This window comes from Polynucleobacter sp. MWH-HuK1, from assembly GCF_018881815.1.
In the GTDB taxonomy this organism is placed as follows: domain Bacteria; phylum Pseudomonadota; class Gammaproteobacteria; order Burkholderiales; family Burkholderiaceae; genus Polynucleobacter.
In genome coordinates this window covers 1,063,750-1,082,978 of the sequence record NZ_JACVPP010000001.1, presented here as the reverse complement: position 1 = coordinate 1,082,978, position 19,229 = coordinate 1,063,750, and the positions used below count along the sequence as shown (strand labels likewise).

General features: G+C 43.1%; 17 protein-coding genes and 1 tRNA gene. 3 read left to right on the top strand and 15 right to left on the bottom strand.

Features of this window, described 5'->3' with window-relative positions; genetic code table 11:
• Position 1: 1 nt before the first annotated feature.
• Together ICE93_RS05660 and ICE93_RS05655 are read right to left on the bottom strand one after the other, a co-directional pair.
• A complete protein-coding gene (locus ICE93_RS05660; protein ID WP_216188288.1) occupies positions 2–1,642 on the bottom strand; it encodes an ATP-binding protein in 1,641 nt (546 codons plus the stop codon).
• 508 nt (positions 1,643–2,150) lie between these two features.
• Positions 2,151–3,329 carry an ion transporter gene (locus ICE93_RS05655; RefSeq protein ID WP_216186391.1) on the bottom strand — a complete coding sequence of 393 codons (1,179 nt, stop codon included), beginning with the start codon at positions 3,327–3,329 and terminating at the stop codon, positions 2,151–2,153.
• 542 nt (positions 3,330–3,871) lie between these two features.
• Here ICE93_RS05655 and ICE93_RS05650 point away from each other — a divergent pair.
• Positions 3,872–4,828 (top strand): alpha/beta hydrolase, encoded by a 957-nt coding sequence (locus ICE93_RS05650; RefSeq protein ID WP_216186389.1) that lies wholly within the window; start codon positions 3,872–3,874, stop codon positions 4,826–4,828.
• Positions 4,829–4,897: 69 nt separating this feature from the next.
• Here the strand turns inward: ICE93_RS05650 and ICE93_RS05645 are convergent, their stop codons facing one another.
• Both ICE93_RS05645 and ICE93_RS05640 read right to left on the bottom strand, forming a co-directional pair.
• Positions 4,898–6,784, bottom strand: a complete 1,887-nt coding sequence (locus tag ICE93_RS05645) for a carbon-nitrogen hydrolase family protein (RefSeq protein WP_216186387.1) — start codon at positions 6,782–6,784, stop codon at positions 4,898–4,900.
• Positions 6,785–6,947: 163 nt separating this feature from the next.
• Positions 6,948–8,600, bottom strand: a complete 1,653-nt coding sequence (locus tag ICE93_RS05640; protein WP_216186385.1) for a carboxylesterase/lipase family protein — start codon at positions 8,598–8,600, stop codon at positions 6,948–6,950.
• Between the two features lie 113 nt (positions 8,601–8,713).
• Here ICE93_RS05640 and ICE93_RS05635 point away from each other — a divergent pair, with 113 nt between their 5' ends.
• Positions 8,714–9,673: an alpha/beta hydrolase gene (locus tag ICE93_RS05635; protein ID WP_216186383.1), complete on the top strand. Its 960-nt coding sequence runs from the start codon at positions 8,714–8,716 to the stop codon at positions 9,671–9,673.
• 103 nt (positions 9,674–9,776) lie between these two features.
• Here ICE93_RS05635 and ICE93_RS05630 read toward each other — a convergent pair whose 3' ends face one another.
• The 4 genes from ICE93_RS05630 to htpG form a co-directional block, all read right to left on the bottom strand.
• On the bottom strand, positions 9,777–10,580 hold the full coding sequence (locus ICE93_RS05630) for a hypothetical protein (protein WP_216186381.1): 804 nt from the start codon (positions 10,578–10,580) through the stop codon (positions 9,777–9,779).
• A gap of 84 nt (positions 10,581–10,664) precedes the next feature.
• Entirely contained in the window at positions 10,665–12,305 is a 1,641-nt protein-coding gene (locus ICE93_RS05625) for a carboxylesterase/lipase family protein (protein WP_216186379.1), read from the bottom strand.
• Between the two features lie 162 nt (positions 12,306–12,467).
• Positions 12,468–12,542, bottom strand: a tRNA-Gly gene (locus ICE93_RS05620).
• Between the two features lie 22 nt (positions 12,543–12,564).
• Positions 12,565–14,466 carry a molecular chaperone HtpG gene (gene htpG, locus ICE93_RS05615; protein WP_216186377.1) on the bottom strand — a complete coding sequence of 634 codons (1,902 nt, stop codon included), beginning with the start codon at positions 14,464–14,466 and terminating at the stop codon, positions 12,565–12,567.
• A gap of 450 nt (positions 14,467–14,916) precedes the next feature.
• Between htpG and ICE93_RS05610 the strand changes: the two genes are divergently transcribed.
• Complete coding sequence (locus tag ICE93_RS05610) at positions 14,917–15,381, top strand: Hsp20 family protein (protein ID WP_216186375.1); 465 nt, start codon at positions 14,917–14,919, stop codon at positions 15,379–15,381.
• A gap of 130 nt (positions 15,382–15,511) precedes the next feature.
• On the opposite strand, the gene ICE93_RS05605 is transcribed toward ICE93_RS05610, so the two are convergent.
• The 7 genes from ICE93_RS05605 to ICE93_RS05575 form a co-directional block, all read right to left on the bottom strand.
• Positions 15,512–15,916 (bottom strand): hypothetical protein, encoded by a 405-nt coding sequence (locus ICE93_RS05605; protein ID WP_216186373.1) that lies wholly within the window; start codon positions 15,914–15,916, stop codon positions 15,512–15,514.
• Between the two features lie 97 nt (positions 15,917–16,013).
• On the bottom strand, positions 16,014–16,391 hold the full coding sequence (locus ICE93_RS05600) for a carboxymuconolactone decarboxylase family protein (RefSeq protein WP_216186371.1): 378 nt from the start codon (positions 16,389–16,391) through the stop codon (positions 16,014–16,016).
• 170 nt (positions 16,392–16,561) lie between these two features.
• The gene (locus ICE93_RS05595; protein ID WP_216186369.1) at positions 16,562–17,182 is read right to left on the bottom strand and encodes a DUF6803 family protein; all 621 of its coding nucleotides are present in this window, start codon (positions 17,180–17,182) and stop codon (positions 16,562–16,564) included.
• A 68-nt stretch (positions 17,183–17,250) separates the two neighbouring features.
• Complete coding sequence (locus ICE93_RS05590; protein ID WP_216186367.1) at positions 17,251–17,604, bottom strand: hypothetical protein; 354 nt, start codon at positions 17,602–17,604, stop codon at positions 17,251–17,253.
• Between the two features lie 107 nt (positions 17,605–17,711).
• Positions 17,712–18,350 (bottom strand): cytochrome b/b6 domain-containing protein, encoded by a 639-nt coding sequence (locus ICE93_RS05585; RefSeq protein ID WP_216186365.1) that lies wholly within the window; start codon positions 18,348–18,350, stop codon positions 17,712–17,714.
• Positions 18,347–18,805: a diheme cytochrome c gene (locus ICE93_RS05580; protein WP_255554512.1), complete on the bottom strand. Its 459-nt coding sequence runs from the start codon at positions 18,803–18,805 to the stop codon at positions 18,347–18,349. Before ICE93_RS05580 ends, ICE93_RS05585 begins: the two co-directional genes overlap by 4 nt.
• 19 nt (positions 18,806–18,824) lie before the next feature.
• A complete protein-coding gene (locus ICE93_RS05575; protein WP_216186363.1) occupies positions 18,825–19,223 on the bottom strand; it encodes a DUF1924 domain-containing protein in 399 nt (132 codons plus the stop codon).
• Between the last annotated feature and the right edge of the window lie 6 nt (positions 19,224–19,229).

Sequence of the window (19,229 nt, the reverse complement as noted above, 5' to 3'; positions counted from 1 at the left end):
CTTAGACGGGATTACCGATGCTGCGAAATGCTGCGCATTGAGCAAAAGCTTCCTCGCTGAGCAACAAATTCTTACCCTTGCAAAACTTGAGCGTCAGCTTGAGTAACTCCTTGATATCGCGACCGCTGGCAGCTGCGTAGGTTGTTATCAAGCGCTCAACTAGGTCGTCGGGCAGTTCGGTGTTGAACTGTTGCGCTAGCGATTTCCATAGTTGCTTCGCCTGCACTTGCGTCGGCGTCTCGAACTGGATGATGGCGATGCAGCGCGACAAGACGGCGTCATCAATGTCGGCTACGCGGTTGGTGGTCATGAACAGCAAACCGTTGAAGTACTCGAGGGTACGCAAAAACTCAGCCACGATAGCGTTGTGCTGTAGATCGTTGTCACGGCGACGAATGTAAACGTCGGCCTCGTCAAGCAACAGCACCGAATCCCAGCGCGCCGCGCGCCGGAGGATTTTAGAAAGGTTGGCCTCCACTGAACTTGCCGTTACGCCGAGTTGACCAGAATGTACGCGATATAGTGGTTTCTCGACAACCTCAGCATAAACCTCTGCTGTCAGCGTCTTGCCTAAGCCAGGCGCACCTTTGCACAGTATGGTTGTACCGCCCGACTTACCCTCGACAATATCCTCCATTAGGAAGTTACGATCAGCGGTCAAGATATCAATCAGGTCCCGATGAGCATGAGGCAGAACCAGCTTGTCACGCAATTCTGGCTTGTAACGATATGCTTCAACATTTTGCACATGCGCCCACACGTTGTGGTGGTAATCCAAGTGAAATAGGTGTAAATAACAATGTTGAGGAATCCGCTCAAAACCTTCGCTAATACCGCTTCCACGCCAGAAGGCTGCATCGGCGGTGGTATCAAAGTGACGCTCCAACAACTCTTCGTCATTGACGCAGCGGGCCGTTGTGCCTGCCTGCAGCCGTATACATTCAAGTTGTGGACGAGGCCCCTCGCTGGACATCCAGACTGAGCCAGAAACAGTAAACTGCGCACCAAACTTCGGCTGTATCTGCATGAAACGCTTTAGGTGTGTCTCGTATTCATTTTTGAATTCCGCACATTCCTTAAAATAACCATGACCCGTCATCAATTCGGGAATCGTGCGATCCAGAATATCTTCGGCATAAAAGGTGATGCTGTAAGTCATGCCCGTGCGCCTTAACCTGGGATCGGCAACCGGCCCCCGTTCTGCAGACTGCAAGGTATTAGCAAGAAGGCCGATGATGACGTAAGCTGCACCATCAACAGGCTGGACATAACGCATAGAATGGACTAGCCAAGGCAGCAACACACCGTCCTTGCCGAGCTTATAGAGCCAGCCATCGATCATGTCACGCGAAAGCCAGGCGATCAGACCAGGGATGAGATGCTCCAAGCTGGGGATCCCTCGAGCAGCCGGCGCAGCGTGGATATTATCCAGCGCCAACATTTGGAACATCAGCTCACGCTCGTTGGCCGTGCGGCACAGACTGTAGAGTGTGTTCAGTGAACTGGCGTCGAAAAGGTGGCTAGGCACCACACGTTTACCTTGGGAAAGGCCGTGGTCGCTCAGCCGCTTAGCGAGCGGTGAACCCTCACTAATCATTCCAAGTAGCGCATTGGCCAGGGGTTCTGGTATTTCGAATTCCATGTGTTTTTCACCCATCTACTCTTTTAATAAATGATAGAAAACTAGGTCTGAAACATGCTTGACTGCAGTCAATGCGGGACAAAATAGGGCCTATTTTTAGCATGGCATGTACCCGAGGTGACTTACGGCAGCAACTACAGAAAAAACCCACCCGGGTTGTGACCTTTTCTCCAATTAATTGACTTGAACCCAGAGCCAAAGAATTATGAGTCCAATGTTCCAACCAACTGGACTAGTAAACAATTAAGCATCCGTTTGACTCGGCACTAAACCAGTATATCTTTGTGTTAAGTTGAGTGTGTCGGCGTTAAAACTGCTCTTTTAATCCGCTGGTCGCGAGTTCGAATCTCAGCCACCCTACCAGTTATATGGCCATTTTCGGGCGACTTTTCTTATGGGTTATTTGGAATGTGCTTGCTGTACGGACTCAACAAACGATCTGTGTAACCACTTTGACAAAAAATTGCTCTCGAGTGATCGCTCTCAACCGAATAGTGAACCCAGCGCTCTAATTCAATTTTTTATTTAATACGAGCCATATTTCACGCTCCAACTCAGTTGCATGCTCGATTTCCTGAACCATCATATTCAAACATTCTGCATGCTTGCTTAACGAAAACACTTTCAGATGACTAACTTGCCGTCGATACATTTCAAAAATAATTTCTGGAGCCACCCCCTCTGGCAAGGTGCCGCCATTACTCATTAACTCACTCTTCACTTTATCGGTTATTCGATTAACATCTTCTTTGGATAAATGCAATCTTTCTGCCTCTGCCTCCAAAGCAAGATGATCACTTGAAGATAACTTACCTTTAGAAATAGCCTCCCTAAATTCATTTTCAAACGCTTCGCGATCAATCCGCAATTGGTCAGTAAAAGCCGATGCCATTAAACCGGCTGGAATGGCAAAAATACCAATACCAATTAAACTTATAACAACTGTCATTGCCTTGCCTATTGGTGTAATTGGAGTTAAGTCACCATACCCTACGCTAGCAAGTGTAATAACAGCCCAATACATCGCATCAGGAATAGATTCAAACTTATCAGGTTGCGCGGTATGCTCAAACTCAAAGCCCAGGCTTGCCGTGAGAATGACCAACAAAACCATCATAAATGCCGCTGCAAACAATACACGGCGCTCACGGTAGATGGCCTTGTACATGGTATTGAGAGTTCCGGTATAGCGCGTCAACTTCAATAGTCGAGACAACCTGAAGACACGCAAAAATCGCAAATCGTATGTTTCATGAAATGCGAGACCAATAAAAAATGGTGCTATCGCAACAAGATCAATTAATGCGCCAATCGAGAGCATGTATCTTAGTCTTCCTAAGATGGGATCTTGATATTCAGGCATCTCACAGCATGAGTAGACCCTCCCTAAATACTCAAGCGTAAATATAATTACTGTAAAAATTTCGATTGAATAAAACGTTTTTTGAAGGGGGGCATGAATCCATGAGACCGTCTCCAGGATGACAGAAATCACAGAAACCAATACCGAAATAATAATAAGATGATCGACAATGCGATGAAGATGCCCAGATGTTGGGGTTGGATTTAAAAGCGAGAAAACTTTTTGGCGAAACGTTCTCCCTTTGTTTTTCAAAATAAACGCATGGATAGCTCCAAAAATGTACTCTGGAAAATTTATTTTTTTTAATGTATTTTTTTTAATCAATTTTAATTCTCCTAAAGCAAATCTCCATCATTTCCAAGGCTCCGACAAAAAGACGGCTCTTTCTCAGACTTCTCACTGTAAGAACATCACAATTTTCTTGATAATTTAAAAGCACTAATTCCAAAAACAGGACAAACTACGATCTATTCCGGCAGCGTAGTCATGATATTTCCACTTATTACAAAGCAACTTATCCACGGATACAAAAATCACGAAAAATAATATTAAGACTACAGCTAACCATTTAATTGAATCCTTCATTGATCACAACCTTACTTAATAGGCGTTAAAAAAATAAATTCGCAATGTAGCAAACATGAATATGCCCAATATTAAGATTTGCAATAGGCGTAGAGAAGTATTAATACTTAATTATTTACTTAAAACAGGGTATAAGACAATCAGAAATTGCAAACCTCTTTGGTCGCGATTTCGAATCTCGCCCGACCCTCCATTTATACAAAAGCCTCTAGCGAAATCCAGGTGCTTTTTCTTTGGAAATTGCTTATAGTATTGCTACTCAGTCGATGAAGAGGCTATCAATGACAACCCCTGACAATTTACGTAGAAAATTCTTAATAGCTGGCTCAGCGCTTGCTGCGATGCCTACATTTGGATTAATGGCTCAAGAAAGGAAAGTCTTTATGGACTGGACTTATGGCCAACTAAATGATCAGCTAGATCAAGGGCCCTACTTACCTCCTGCTCCTGAATTAAACAAAATTTTGGATACCTTGTCTGAGAACGGGGCAAAGGTTAGAGCCAAATATCCACCAAAGACAATTTCATACGGGTCATCCGCCAATGAAAAGTTAGATGTATTTGCACCCGCTAATGCTAAGGATCTGCCAGTCATGATTTTCATCCATGGAGGCGAGTGGAGTATGGGCACGAAAGAACTCTACTCATCCCTAGCTATCCCATTCATACAATCAAACGCAATCTGCGTTGTCATTGGGTTTGACAATATTCCACCAAACACAATGGCTGGTTTAGTTGGGCAAGTTCGCAGTGCTGTTACCTGGGTCTTTAAGAATGCAAAGCAAATTGGAGCGGACCCGAACAATATTTATGTATCCGGACATTCCTCCGGAGGGCATTTGGCTAGTATGATGCTTGTTACCGAATGGAAAAAACAGGGGCTTCCTGCCAATCTAATCAAAGGCGGAGTAATCTTAAGCGGATGGACAAACCTCTATCCCGACTCACTCTCAGTACGACAAAAGTACTTAAAGCTGACGGCCAAGGACATCAAGGAATATACCCCTGTTGATTATGCGCAGAACATCACTTGTCCTGTAATTGTTGCTTGTGGGGGGTCAGAAAGTCCTTATATGCAACTGCAATCTCAAATCTGGGCAAAGAAAATTAAGTCTCATGGTCGTCTTGCTGGCGCATACAAAGTTGCTAATTACAACCACTACCAAATGCCGTCTCTATTCACGAATAAAGATAATGAAATCATTAAGGCCACATTAGCCATGATGGATCTTGTATAGCCACTTAAATTTGCGAGCAGATAAAAAGCCACCCAATGGGTGGCTTTTTTATTTTCAGAGGTAATGTCCCTACTGTCCTTTGCATACTAATTTAGATGTGGAGTTTGCTTGCCACTCTTTAAAGCAATCACCTTGCATGTTGAGTGTTAAAGGCATAGCCAAGTCATAGCGCCTACCCACCACCATATCATGCTGGTTAATCCACAAGGTATTGTTTGCGTGGGTTGTGAATAGTGACTGATAAGCAATCTCCTTGTGCGGAGCAATACTAGGTGGGAAGTACCCCACCTCTGGAACCAAAGAATAAACAGCACTTCGCAAATATTCCTTATTCGAGTCTTGCTGGTAGTTTGCCACCAATGTATACGCCTGAGAATACTTCGCAATGTCATACCAGAAGTTCATACCACGATTACTTGCATCCGGAACCAATCCCTTGGGGATGTTCACCTCACTACCGTACTGTTTGCCATCATAAGCAGTAGGTATCAGAATTAAATCAGCGCGGTTTAAGCCATAAACATCAGCCAGCTCAGGAATTCGGACCTCATCATTCAGCATAATTGCTACTTTACCCAGAATCTCCGTATTAAATACCGGTAGGCTATTACCTGCGCTAGCCCATGTTTTTTCTTCATCATTGAGGTGGGACTTACGATAAATGCCAGTCTGCTTGCCATTGAAATCAAACAAAATTGCTGTCTCGTAATATTTTCCGCCGTCTACTTCTGGCATGGATAATAAGAGATAGGTTTTATATTTTTTTGCCAGGTCAGATGCTAATGTGTAACTCTTACCATTCAATTGCTCTGCGTATTGCCCAATATTATTTTTGCTTAACTTCACATTTCCTAAAAAGGAGTTGAAGGGCAATACAGCAAGATTAAAAACACTTTGATTTTGACTAATGAGCGAATCTACTTTTTTAGCGTTTGCTTCCACATTGCCATTACTTGGCTCGTATTGAACCAAAAGAGCAGAGACTTGATTTTGTGTATTGTTTGCAGCGCTATCCACGGGTGCTTTATATAGGTTATAAGCACCATATAACTCTGGACGACGATGCTTTAACCAATAGGTCTTTTGCTCACTCTTTTTTGCTGGATCAATCGTTGCGTAAATTGTTTCGGCTGGCAATGGTTTAGTCCATGTAGAGACCTTTGAATGAGCAAGCTGTTTGCCGTTGTTATCCCAAATAGTAGAACCCCCAGTAAGCTGATCAGTAAGACCAAGCTTCGGAAATTCAACTATCCCCGTTTGATTACTGGCAACTACGTTCATCCCCGTCCAACCAGCTAAAACTGCAATATTTGAAATAGTCGAATGATTGCTATTACTCATCTTTTCATATTTTGGCAGGGTGTCTGAGCCAATAGGTGTCGCAAGAATGTCCGCACCACGTATACTCGGCAGCAATAAAGACTGCAGACGACTGTCGTCAAAACAAATGAGAAGGGCAATTTTTCCAATATCAGTATTAAATACAGGAAATCCTAAGTTGCCTGGCGCCGCTACTTCATAATCTCCAGCAGGAATTTGGTTCTTACGATACTTACCAACAAGGCCTTTTGGACCAATTAATGCTGCAGCATTATGAATGACACCAGTATCTTTATCTAACTCATACATTGCAACTACAACATAGTTATTGTATTTACTAGTTACTTTTTGAATTGCAGCTGTTGCTCTACCCGGAATAGTGTCAAAATCATTTGGGCCACTCGGAATATAACCAAATCCAGTCACTGAAAATTCCGGGAAGACCAGAAGCTTGGCGCCATTGTTTGAAGCTGTTATTGCAGCCTTCACTATTCCTTGAATATTTCCATCAACATCTTTTGGGGTGGGATTAAATTCAACAGCAGCTACTTTTATCTCGGCCGCAGAAGCTAAAGAGAAAAATGTTGAAATTGACAACAGGCAAACAAGAAGAATATTTTTCAGGAATATAGACATATTTTTAGAATTTATTTTTAAGAATTTTAATTTTAATACCCAATAGCAAGCAAAATCGTATGAATTAATCATTATTAATACTCATAGCCTATTGCATAGCCTATTAATATGTTCGATTTTGAAATGTTGCTATTTTTTATCTGTTGGTAGCAAGTTTCTCAGATCAATGGTGAGTATATAGACCCTTCAAATGCTGCAGCTGATAGTCTACGCGCTCCTTCAGCATGCCTTTGATCAATTCGTCATTTGGAGAAAAACTTCTCATCACATCATCTTTCAGGTTATAGATAGGCCAATTTGCTTGTCCTTCTATATTCGGGTTTCCTGTCTTTGCGAATTGAGCCCAGCTTGCAGACATCCTTTCAGAAATTGCAATATCCTGCAGATCATACTTATCGGTAGTGGGATACATATAACCAGGCCAGATAGCCCCAGTCTTATTTTCTGCAATAGCCTTTTCAATATATGCGCAACGGTTTTCAGAGGATTCCATCTTTTTGGGCGCTTGGGCAGCTAATGCATTAGTACCAAATACAAAACTCAATTCAAATCCATGAGGAGCGCCGGGGTAGGCTGGGCGAATATTTCGAGTGAGGTAATCAAAGTAATAAGCGTAAGCTGGCGCTACACCATTCATGCGATCCGCTAAAAATTTAGTGCTTGCACGAAATAACATATCCCCCATGAGATCTGCTGATACGGCGCACTTCTCTGGAATATGGCTATATAGCTGATTAACAATTCTTGGATCCTCTCCAAAGCTCTTTGCGAGAGCCTCTAAAGGAGGTTGATTGAATGTAAAAAGACTTGCATCCCAAGAGTTGGTGCCAATCATGAATGGTACTCTCGCTTGCTGACCAGCAGCGAAGAGGGGAATGGGGTCACCCTTGATGATTTGACCATCGATCATAGAGCTGCCAAACTCTCCTGCTTTCAAATTGGCGGGACTTAGCACTAGCTGCTGAGTTGACAAACTTCTCATTTCCTTCAATGATTTCACGCCTAGTGTCGCCATATATTTAGCGGCAACTTCAGTCCCTGGAGGCAAACCCAAACGCCTTTGGTCTAAGCCACGGATAGGACTTTGCTGTGCACTCTCTGCAATTGCCCTATGAAATAAACCTCTAGCCGCATCGGACACCATTAACCAAGTTACACTTCTGGCACCTGCAGACTCACCAAAAATAGTCACATTGTTTGGATTGCCTCCAAAAGCGGCAATATTGCGCTTAACCCACTTAAGAACGGCAATTTGGTCCATCGTGCCGTAGTTGCCAACGGGCTCACCTTTTGCTTTAGCTTCTGCAATGAGTTCTTTACTGGCAAAGAACCCCAGGGAGCCTAAACGGTAATCAAATGTCACAACGATGACACCGTTCTTAACCAAGTTAATTGGCGTATAGAGAGGATCTCTGGCGCCATCCATCTGGAGAGCGCCGCCATGAATCCACACCATCACCGGCAGATCTTTAGCCGGCTTTTGCGGAGTAAATACATTGAGTTTTAAGCAATCTTCATTACCAGGCAGGCCAAGACCTTTGCTTTCATTTTTGAGATAGGGTTGCGGACAGGAATCACCAAATTTCGATGCATCACGAATACCAGCCCAAGAAGCAGCAGGTTGCGGAGGACGCCAACGAAGATCACCAACCGGCGGAGCTGCATAGGGAATATTTTTAAAAACGTTCATGCTGTATTCGGTACTGCCTTCCAATGAGCCCGATTCCACGGTAACCGTGGGTAATCCTGAGCTAGCAAAGCTATTAAAAGTAATAGCACTAACTAATAGCATGAGATATGCAAGGATTTTTTTCATATGCAGATGGGTAGTTTTCTGATGAGATGATGAATGATAAAAACTATAACCCAGTCTCACGCCCTATTAAGAAGTTATATATTATTGAAGCATATTTGAAGGAGAGACCACCCATGACAACCCCTAATAATTTACGTAGAAAATTCCTATTAACAGGCTCGGCACTTGCTGCGATGCCAACCTTTGGGCTGATGGCCCAAGAAGAAAAGGTTGTGTTTAGAGGTTGGACCGTCAGCCAGCTAAATGACCAGCTCAACCAAGGCCCTTATTTGCCCCCTCCACCTGAACTGAAGAAAATTGCCGAATCCTATACTACCAATAGCGAAAAAGTGAGGGCTCAGTATCCGCCAAAGACTTTATCTTATGGTCCTGGTGATGCAGAAAAACTAGATGTATTTGCTCCTGCATATGCATCAGGTCTACCAGTAATGATCTTCTTCCATGGTGGGTCTTGGGACTTTGATAACAAAAACAATTACTCAACACAAGCGGTACCCTTTCTTTTAAATAACGCAATCTATATATCGGTTGGCTTTGATAACATCCCACCAAACACCATGACAGGTTTAGTAGCTCAATGCCGTAAAGCTGTTGCGTGGGTTTATAAAAACGCAAAACAATTTGGCGGTGATCCAAATAAACTATACGTATCAGGCCATTCTTCTGGCGGACATCTGGCAAACATGATGTTAGTTACAGAGTGGGACAAGCAAGGATTGCCAGCGAACCTACTCAAAGGCGGCTCCATTCTTAGTGGATGGACAGATCTCTATCCAGTATCTCTCTCAATGAGACAGCAGTTCTTAAAGCTCACACCGCAAGAGGTAAAAGACTTTAGTCCAGTCAACTTCCCTCAAAATGTAAAGTGCCCGGTCATCATTACTTGCGGCGGCAATGAAAGTCTTTATATGCAAATGCAGTCGGGTGATTGGGCAACGAAGCTGCAATCCTATAGCCGCCTTGCGGGCGCTTATCGAATGCCAGGCTATATTCATTTCACAACCCCATCTCTTTTTAACGATACCAATAATCAAGTTATTAAAGCAACATTGGCGATGATGAATTTAATTTAATTTTCTGGTAGTTCTGAGTGACAAACCACTGGAGTCTTTGAAGTCCAGTGGTTTTTTGTTTATATGGGATTCATCCCATCTGCTTAAGATAAGAAACTAACGCCTAAAAATTAAAAGAAATCTTGACGTAAGAAGACCAGTCATATTGTTTATAAGTTTGAACAAGTTGCTTGCTTCCACCTATTGCAACAACCCAATTTTTTGAGAGTCGATGAGCGATCATTGCATCAATCGGCACAAACCAACCACCACCAGCTGAATTATAGATAATAGGATTTTCCTCCCAAAGCCTTAGCATCGTATTGGTGTCAAGTTGATAGCCAGCGGTAGGGAACAGTTGCAGGCTTCTTTGTAGTGGGGGCTGGTTTGGGTTAATGGTGAGGCTATTATTTTTTGTATCGAAACCATACATATAACGAATCAATGGCGAGAAGTCGGTTACACGCAGGATTGTGTCAACAGTTGGCTTAAAATTCCAACTTAGTTGTGGGCCTATCGCCCATTGACCATTATTTCCAAATGGCATTGTCACTCTCCCACCAACCAATGCACCAAGTGATCGCAAGAATGTTCGATCCTGACCCCATACTGTGATCATCGTGTTGCCAGCACTATATTGGCCATTGTTATTTGAAGGCAATACTGAGTTGTAGTTTGATACAACAGAGGTATCAAGACGGAAGCGACCAACCCAATCTCCTGCTTCCAAGGGATTGTAGTAACGCAATTTAAGAGTGTTTTGATAGTTATCATCGCCTTGGTAGTTGTGGTAACCCCAAAATTCAAGCACCTTGCCCTTTGTCAATTGCTGTGAGTCATTAGCAAAATCAGCAACTGGCACAAATAAATCCTCCGCTTGTGCAAAGGAGTGGCATATCGCCATCAATATGCATAGTAGATATCTCATATTTTTAATTGGTTTGCTATCTCAAAAAAATACCACCCCTTGGGATGGTATTTAATACAAATAAATCATTTGAATGCGATGAAATTACTTTAAATCGAATAATTTCTTCAAATTTGGCATCTGATAATCTACTCGCTCTTTAAGCATACCGGTAATAGTTTGACTATTTTCAGAGTAATGTCTCATGACATCATCTTTTAGGTTGTAGATAGGCCAGTTAGCTTGCCCTTCAACATTAGGATTGCCAGTCTTAGCGAATGTAGTCCAGCTAGCCGACATTTTTTCAGACATAGCTTTGTCCTGAGGATCGTTTTTATCGGTAATTGGGAACCAATACTTTGCCCAAATACTTTTCTTCATTTCTGCATTCGCCTTTTCAATGGTCGCACAACGATTTGCAGACGACTCCATTGCTTTAGGCGCTTGAGGCATCAACGGATAGCTACCAAAGACATACGTAACATCAAAGGTGTGAGGAGTGCCTGGATAAGCGGGGCGAATCTTTGGCGTAAGGTAGTCAAAGTAGTATGCATAGCCAGGCGCAATACCATTCATGCTGTTAGCCAAAAACTTTGTACTAGCCCTGAAGACAATATCTCCCAAGATATCGGATGACAAGATGCACTTATCTTTGAGATTGCCATAACGCCTCTCAAAATCTTTAGGTGCGATATTGAACATTTTTTGCACATCTGCCAATGGTGGCTGACCTGGCGCTAAAAGACTGGAATCCCAAGAGTTAGTGCCAATGATGAAAGGAACTTTTGCCTGCTTTCCAGCTGCAAACAAAGTGATGGGGTCGCCTGGAATTATTTGGCCATCAATAGATGCGCCGCCAAATCCTCCACTCTCAAATTGATCTGCAGTCAAAACCAACTTGTTAGCAGGCAAGGCTCTTAACTCTCTCAAAGAAGATACACCTAGCGTTTTCATATAGTTTGCAGAAATTTCCGTAAGCGGGGGCTTGCCATAACGAACCTCCGTGGTACCACGCAATGGACTTTGCTCTGCGCTTTGGGAGATTGCTTTATGAAACAAACCTCTCGCTGCTTCTGACGTCATCAACCAGTTCACGCTTCGACCACCAGCAGATTCTCCAAAAATAGTCACATTATTTGGATTGCCTCCAAAAGCTGCAATATTGCGTTTAACCCATTTGAGAACAGCAATTTGATCCATCGTGCCGTAGTTACCAACGGGCTCACCTTTTGTTTTAGCTTCTGCAACTAGCTCTTTATTAGCAAAAAAACCAAGTGCGCCAAGACGGTAATCAAAAGTCACCACAATAACATCGTTCTTGACCAAGCCAATTGGCTGAAATTGCGAATCTTTAGAACCATCTACCAATAAACCGCCACCATGAATCCAAACCATTACCGGCAGATCCTTGCCTGGCTTTTGTGGAGTAAACACATTGAGCTTCAAACAATCTTCATTGCCTGGCAATGCCAAATCAACACTTAAGTTTTTCAAATATGGCTGGGGGCAAGAATCGCCAAATTTAGAAGCATCACGGGTGCCAGTCCAAGATGCCGCTGGTTGCGGCGGTCTCCAGCGCAAATCGCCTACTGGTGGGGCGGCATACGGAATGCCTTTAAAGGCAATCATGCTGTATTCGGTTGTGCCTTGAAGATTGCCCGATTCAATTTTTGCTGTTGGTTTCTCTGTATTAGCAAAACCGCCTAAAGCGAATGTAGCGAGCAAAAGCGTGAGAAGTGTTTTCATATTCTTTTGGATAGAGATTGAAAAAGGTTGCGAATTATCAAAACTATACCCGATAAACAAGCCTATTCTGGCTGGTCACCATATCGAATAATGCAAGACCTACTAGTTAAATAATGATCTTCTGAAAATGGATTTTCTTACTCAATCCATGGGGCTAAATTCTGGAGCGGGTGAAGGGAGTCGAACCCTCGTCTCTAGCTTGGGAAGCTAGGGTAATAGCCGTTATACGACACCCGCACTAGAGACGATCTTTAGAAGATCAATTTAATAGCAGCTGATTCATCCGCCTCACAAAACTCGCCGGATCACTAAGCTGCCCACCCTCTGCTAAGAGTGCCTGATCAAATAAGAGATTGGTCCAGTCATCAAATTGCTTATCGTCACTCTTGAGTTTTAATAGCAAAGGATGTTCTGGATTAATCTCAAGAATTGGCTTCATGTCTGGAGCATTTTGACCAGCGGCTTTTAACATGCGCAATAAGTTACCTGAAAGCTCGTTCTCATCGGCAATCAAGCATGCAGGAGAATCTGTCAAACGGAATGTAACACGCACATCCTTTGCTTTATCCTCCAACACTTTTTTCATGCGTTCAACCAGGTCTTTGAATTGCCTCTCAGTTTCCTCGTGCTCTTTCTTTTCCTTTTCATCACTCAGGCTACCCAAATCCAAACCGCCTTTAGCAACCGATGCTAGTTGCTTGCCATCAAATTCGGAGATGAAAGAGAGCATCCACTCATCGACACGGTCTGAAAGCAGTAACACTTCAACACCTTTTTTGCGGAAGATCTCCAAATGTGGACTATTTTTTGCGGCATTGAAAGATTCACCAGTGACGTAGTAAATCTTATCCTGCCCTTCCTTCATGCGAGAGACATAGTCAGCTAACGATACCGCTTGGTCTGCTGAATCAATATGAGTGCTAGCAAAACGCAGAAGCTTGAGAATGCGCTCTTGATTAGCCTGATCCTCGCCCACACCCTCTTTTAGCACTTGACCAAACTGGGTCCAGAACGTGCGATATTTTTCTTTCTTAGTCTCATCATCGCTATTGGCCAATTCTTCTAGCATGCTAAGAACGCGCTTAGTAGAACTCTCACGAATGACTTTAATATCGCGCGACTCTTGCAAGATCTCACGGGAAACATTTAGAGGAAGGTCGGCTGAATCAATCACGCCAGTGACAAAACGCAGATACATAGGCATGAGCTTTTCAGCATCGTCCATGATGAATATCCGCTTTACATAGAGCTTGATGCCTCCGCGCTTATTGCGATCCCATAAATCAAATGGAGCACGAGATGGAACATAGAGTAGCTGAGTAAACTCACTTCTACCTTCTACGCGATTTAATGAATAGCATAGAGGATTCTCATAGTCATGAGAAAGATGTTTATAAAACTCGTTGTACTGCTCTTCGGTAATTTCAGACTTATTACGTACCCATAATGCAGATGATTGATTAATGCTCTCTAACTCATCTTTGATAACTTGTTCTTTTTTATCCGCATCCCACTCTTCTTTTCGCATCTGAATCGGCAAAGAGATATGATCTGAGTACTTGCAAATAATCGACTTGAGCTGATAACTATTAAGGAAATCATCCTCCCCTTCGCGCAGATGCAGGGTGATAGATGTTCCGCGCTGGGGGCGGTCGATCGATTCGATTGTGAACTCACCAGAGCCGTCAGACTCCCAACGAACACCATCGGAAGCAGGTAACCCCGCACGGCGAGTATCCACAGTAATTCGGTCGGCCACTATGAAGGCAGAATAAAAACCTACGCCAAATTGGCCAATTAATGCGGCATCTTTTTGCTGATCACCAGACAGCTTTGAGAAGAACTCTTTGGTACCAGAGCGCGCAATAGTGCCTAAATTATTGATTACCTCCTCTCGGCTCATGCCAATTCCGTTATCCGAAATGGTTACCGTTCTTGCGGCTTTATCAAATTCGACCTTTATTTTGAGCTCAGGATCATCACCGTACCAATCAGGATGAGCAATACCCTCAAAACGTAATTTATCAGCCGCATCTGAGGCATTGGAGATGAGCTCCCTTAGGAAGATTTCCTTATTGGAATACAAGGAGTGAATCATCAGCTGCAAAAGCTGCTTTACTTCCGCCTGAAATCCCAAAGTTTCTTTAGTAGCAACAGTCATTTATCGTTTCCCATAAATAAGATCATTTCCTTTATTTGGGGATAATTTTTGTCATTTCAAGACCCCAAAGCCCTTCTAATGGCCTATTCCAAGGAGCCCGGCTCCTCCAGCAAAATCTCTTTTCGACTTCTCTTTTGTAGGTATTCCAAGATCAAGCGCTTAAGCTCAGGCCTAGTGATGAGCTCCCGGTCGCTTTCCTGGAGTTCTAAATGGTTAGTTTCAAGCATTTCTTCTCCATACAGTCAGTTGGCTAATACATTCTTTAAAGATGGCGAAGGGGAATGCCCCCAGTTTCAATATGGAATTGATGCCATCAATTTTTTATTTATGGGCTAAAAAATTCAATTTCAAGCCCCTTGAAATTCAAAAAAACCACCCTTAAATATTCCTTAACTAGATGCCTTCGGGGTCTAGGAAATTGTGAACTTGCTTGAAATTAAGGAGAAAACGATGACTTATCCATTTGGTAGAAATGTTTTACTAAGCTCTGTTGGCTTTGATCGACTAATTGATGCAATTGAAGAGATGAATACTGGAGAAACCGTTAGCAAAGCACAAAGCTATCCTCCGTATAACATCATCAAAAAAAATGAACGCGACTACGTTATTGAAATTGCAGTAGCTGGATTTAAAAATGAGGAAATTGATATTACTGCTGAAGGCAATAAGCTGACTGTTGTTGGCAAGGTAAAAGCCGATCAGGCCGGCGAATATCTCCATAAAGGAATTGCCAATCGTGACTTCAGTCATGACTTTACCCTAGCAGAAACAGTAATTGTGCGTTCGGCAGATGTCGAGAATGGCCTTCTCATCATTAAGCTAGAGAATGTCATCCCCGAAGAGAAGCTACCACGCAAAATTCTTATTGGCGGCAATTCCAAGCTGGTTATTGAGGAAGTTAAAGAGGCTGCTTGATGCTCGCTTGAAGCATACTCGAGCAACGGTTTTTACAATGGGGCCCTAGTGTGGCCCCTTTTCTTTTAAACCCTCAATCAATTAAAAAACCACCCGAAGGTGGCTTTATTCATTCAGCATCGCAAGGAAATTACTTGATTAAGTCCAAAAACTGAACGTTATTGTTGATATTGCCAAAGGAGGCAGCATCATAAGCGTAGTTTCCATTGGTGGTAAATAAGAACATGTAGGTCTTCATAGCGCTATCACCACCTGAGCGTTCCTTAGCCTTAATATCGCAAACCACCATCCAACCAAATTTTGGGGTCTCAAAAGCTAACGCCCTTGCCCAAGCCTTGCGCGCAGGGGCGCATTCTTTTGTTGGCATATCGGGAGTGTTCAGGGCTGACTTAAGATAAGTATTTACCTCCTTATCAATATCAGCCTGCTTTGGAGCTGGTGGGAATTTAGCCTGCTGAATCTCCGTTTGCGTTACAGGAGCTGCACAAGCTACTAATGTGAGTGCTGCAAAAATGCTTAATAGTTTAGTTTTCATATGTTTTCTCGTTTATGGAATTTTCAATATTTTATACGCTGGGAGACCTAAAGCAATATTTTAAGTACCAGCTAAATATTGCTACATTGAAATAGCCTTAAATTCCCATCTCCTTGAAGACCTCTTTTGCGACACGGAAGCTATCAATAGCCGCAGGGACGCCGCAGTAAATGGCTACCTGCATAAATACTTCCCGAATTTCATCCTTAGTGATGCCATTGTTAATGGCGCCGCGTACATGCAATTTCAATTCATGCGGACGATTCAAAGCGGCAATCATTGCTAGATTTAGAAAGCTACGGGTTTTTCTCTCTAAGCCAGGTCGATTCCAGATTTCATTCCAGCAGTACTCCGTAACCAACTCTTGCATAGGCATATTGAAGTCATCTGCATTTCTTAATGAAGTCTCAACATATTCAGCCCCTAAAACTTCTTTACGTGTTTTTAGGCCTTTTTCAAATAGTTCGCGGTTCATGTGTTCTCCTATTTTTTATTAATGCATCAAAAAATACTATACCTTAGTCAAGATATCGCTTCTCGATGCACAAACCATAAAAAAGCCCTCTAAACTTTCATTAAGAGGGCTTTAGAGGGTCATTTGAGCAACTTGTGCAAGCCATTTATTCGCACAATAGGCGCAGACTTTTAATGCTGGTGACTTTGCTTTCTCATTGGCATGGCAGAAGATGGCGCACTTCCATTCATCATTTTTTGATGATCACCCATCATCTGCTGGTGCATTGCAGGGTCACAATGCTCGTAGTTATTTGACTCACCCATTTGATGGTTGCCAGCAGCTTTGTATCCAAGAATGCCTGGATCAGCCATACCGGCAATCATGGCGATGTGTCCAAACACCAAAAACAAAGCCACGCAAATCGCATGAACTTTGAGCCTACCCATTTGGTCAAGCGCTTTATTAACCAGTCCTAACTCCTGTAAGGCAATCCAAATCAATGGCAAGCCAGCAATGACGTAAGTAAATACCGCAATGACATCAATGATGGTTCGCCACTCGCCCGCTTTAGTAATCGGGATGATGGCATTGGCCACTATGTAGTAAATAATGCCAATAAAGTAGATACCTACTGCAATCCCAGCAAAACGATTTAGGTAATAAACAGCCCCATCAAACTTACGAGTGAAGAGCAGGTACAACTCCGTAATCGCTAAAGTCTCAGCCAAGATCACCGGGATGGCCATAAAGATAATTAAATTCCAAGGCTGGTTAACAGCCAATAACTCCATGTAGTGAGTCATGTTCATAGCATTTCTCCAAAATAAGTCCGCGACTTGAAATCACAATTTAAGCTAATGTGTACTACAAAAAGAGCTTAGGACTTTGGAGGTTTATAGATATAGTTAATCATCGGCTGAAGCGCCAATGAGGAATAATTTGGAGCTGGATTTACATTCAAATCCACAGAAACCAGTACAGCCAAGGGTGAAATAAAAGCCAAACCTAAGCAACACTGATAACTATCGCCGTGACAAGGCCGCTTGCTATTGCTATCGGATGTATTGCTGGCGACTTCATCACAATGGTGCGCTGAGCCATCAAATACAGAAAGCTGATGATGACCCTGGCTAACTGATGATTGAGAAACGGGTTGCCCAAGAGGCATCATTGCCGCATGAATCAAGCTGGCAAAGAGGCTTAGGCAAAGAGCGATACAGATCTTTCTCATTCTTTAATTCTATGCCCTTTTAGTAGTTTTGTCGCTCGAGGTGACATCACAATATCTGACAGATCAAGCTATTTGAGGGCTTTTTGCCCACAAAAATCTATTGCTGACTACTGGGTCAAACTAGGAACCGCTCCAGTAAGAATCATGTAAAAACAGTAGATTGATCCTAGGATAAGCAAGAGCCCAATTAAATACTGTGGAAACCGAATGGCTTGCTCAGGCAAACCGCGCTTTTTACCTGTCACCATTGCTCTAATGAGATTCTCTTTTTGAAGAACACTCATGATGATTGCTGCTGCAACGTGAATAACCACCACTGCTAGCGCTAGGCTGGCAATTGCTTCATGTGCCTCGCCCATTAAATCACCCAAAAACTCCTTCACGCTAAAGTAGCCTGTTAGCCCAATCAATAAAATCAATAGCATAAGGCCAACCATCACGATGCCGCCTACTGGGTTATGTCCAACAGCGCTGTGTGAATGGCTACTTAATAAGCCCTTTGCATGCTTCATCATTTCTGCTGGACCCTTGATGAATTGGGTAAAGCGTGCGTATCTTGTACCTACAACTCCCCAGATCAACCTAAAGAGTACTAATAAACAAGCTGAATAGCCAAATGCATAGTGAATCATCTGCAGCCGCTCACTCTCAGAAGTAAGCCATGCACCAGCAAAACAAATCACTAATAGCCAATGGAAAACACGTGTGGGAACATCCCACACCAGAATGGATTGTTTATCGCTCATTTGGCAGGTATCGAAATACTTTTTTCACTAAAGACACCTTCGGCTGCAGTGGTGTGGCAGGCTCCGCAGTTAGCAGGGCTTTTAACGCCCGCTCTTTTCCAAACATCTACTTTGATCTCATCATGCTCACGAATAAACCAAGGTGTTTTGGTAATACGATTATCTGGTGCCAATACATCATATTTTTTCTTGGTAGCGGCATTCTTTTGCAGCCAGGCAGAAATTTCTTTTTGATCTTTTGCATCAAGACTGGCGTCGGTGCCAAAGTGTTTATTTAGCCCGTTCATCACATTTTGCCAACTCTTCTCATTGAGCAATCCTGGTGGATAAGCCATGTGACAACTAGCACATTCAGATTCATAGGATTTAGGCGCATCTGCTGGCATAGGCATCTTCGCCGCCATTGTGGGAGTCATTACAAAAAAAGCGAAGATCAATGTAAAAAGTTTTTTCATGCCGGTCTCATTTAATCCATCACTTGATACTTATTAGCCATGCAAGAACATCTGCCTTTTCTTGCGCAGTGCAATCGCGCCCTAGGACATCGTTACAGTTCCTTTTAAACCACTTCTCCGCTTTCGCTTCGTCAGTAAAGCGTACTGGATTGGCATTTGGTGACAAAGGCTTAATGACTTTGCCGGTAACAATGTGCTTAGTATCGTGATTGGGTGGGTTTTCATGGCAAGAAGCGCAACTCCACTCTTTACCGTGCTTAGCATTAAAAAATTGCTCGCCTCTGGCTGAGGATGCTTTGCCAGACTGCGCTTCATAGGTCTTTAATAGATCCTGGGGAGTGACTGCCTGCGCCAAATCACCTAAACCCACACATAAAGCTACCGCTAAAACTCTAAATACTCTTAATTCTTTATTCATCCCTTA

What these genes read in the sequence shown, in the direction of transcription:
- ICE93_RS05650 (WP_216186389.1), top strand. Translation starts at nt 3,872, where the DNA reads ATGACAACCCCTGACAATTTACGTAGAAAATTCTTAATAGCTGGCTCA.
- ICE93_RS05605 (WP_216186373.1), bottom strand. Translation starts at nt 15,916, where the DNA reads ATGAAAACTAAACTATTAAGCATTTTTGCAGCACTCACATTAGTAGCT.
- ICE93_RS05580 (WP_255554512.1), bottom strand. Translation starts at nt 18,805, where the DNA reads ATGAAAAAACTTTTTACATTGATCTTCGCTTTTTTTGTAATGACTCCC.
- ICE93_RS05660 (WP_216188288.1), bottom strand. Translation starts at nt 1,642, where the DNA reads ATGGAATTCGAAATACCAGAACCCCTGGCCAATGCGCTACTTGGAATG.
- ICE93_RS05630 (WP_216186381.1), bottom strand. Translation starts at nt 10,580, where the DNA reads ATGAGATATCTACTATGCATATTGATGGCGATATGCCACTCCTTTGCA.
- ICE93_RS05590 (WP_216186367.1), bottom strand. Translation starts at nt 17,604, where the DNA reads ATGAGAAAGATCTGTATCGCTCTTTGCCTAAGCCTCTTTGCCAGCTTG.
- ICE93_RS05585 (WP_216186365.1), bottom strand. Translation starts at nt 18,350, where the DNA reads ATGAGCGATAAACAATCCATTCTGGTGTGGGATGTTCCCACACGTGTT.
- ICE93_RS05595 (WP_216186369.1), bottom strand. Translation starts at nt 17,182, where the DNA reads ATGAACATGACTCACTACATGGAGTTATTGGCTGTTAACCAGCCTTGG.
- ICE93_RS05635 (WP_216186383.1), top strand. Translation starts at nt 8,714, where the DNA reads ATGACAACCCCTAATAATTTACGTAGAAAATTCCTATTAACAGGCTCG.
- ICE93_RS05640 (WP_216186385.1), bottom strand. Translation starts at nt 8,600, where the DNA reads ATGAAAAAAATCCTTGCATATCTCATGCTATTAGTTAGTGCTATTACT.
- ICE93_RS05625 (WP_216186379.1), bottom strand. Translation starts at nt 12,305, where the DNA reads ATGAAAACACTTCTCACGCTTTTGCTCGCTACATTCGCTTTAGGCGGT.
- ICE93_RS05610 (WP_216186375.1), top strand. Translation starts at nt 14,917, where the DNA reads ATGACTTATCCATTTGGTAGAAATGTTTTACTAAGCTCTGTTGGCTTT.
- htpG (WP_216186377.1), bottom strand. Translation starts at nt 14,466, where the DNA reads ATGACTGTTGCTACTAAAGAAACTTTGGGATTTCAGGCGGAAGTAAAG.
- ICE93_RS05600 (WP_216186371.1), bottom strand. Translation starts at nt 16,391, where the DNA reads ATGAACCGCGAACTATTTGAAAAAGGCCTAAAAACACGTAAAGAAGTT.
- ICE93_RS05645 (WP_216186387.1), bottom strand. Translation starts at nt 6,784, where the DNA reads ATGTCTATATTCCTGAAAAATATTCTTCTTGTTTGCCTGTTGTCAATT.
- ICE93_RS05575 (WP_216186363.1), bottom strand. Translation starts at nt 19,223, where the DNA reads ATGAATAAAGAATTAAGAGTATTTAGAGTTTTAGCGGTAGCTTTATGT.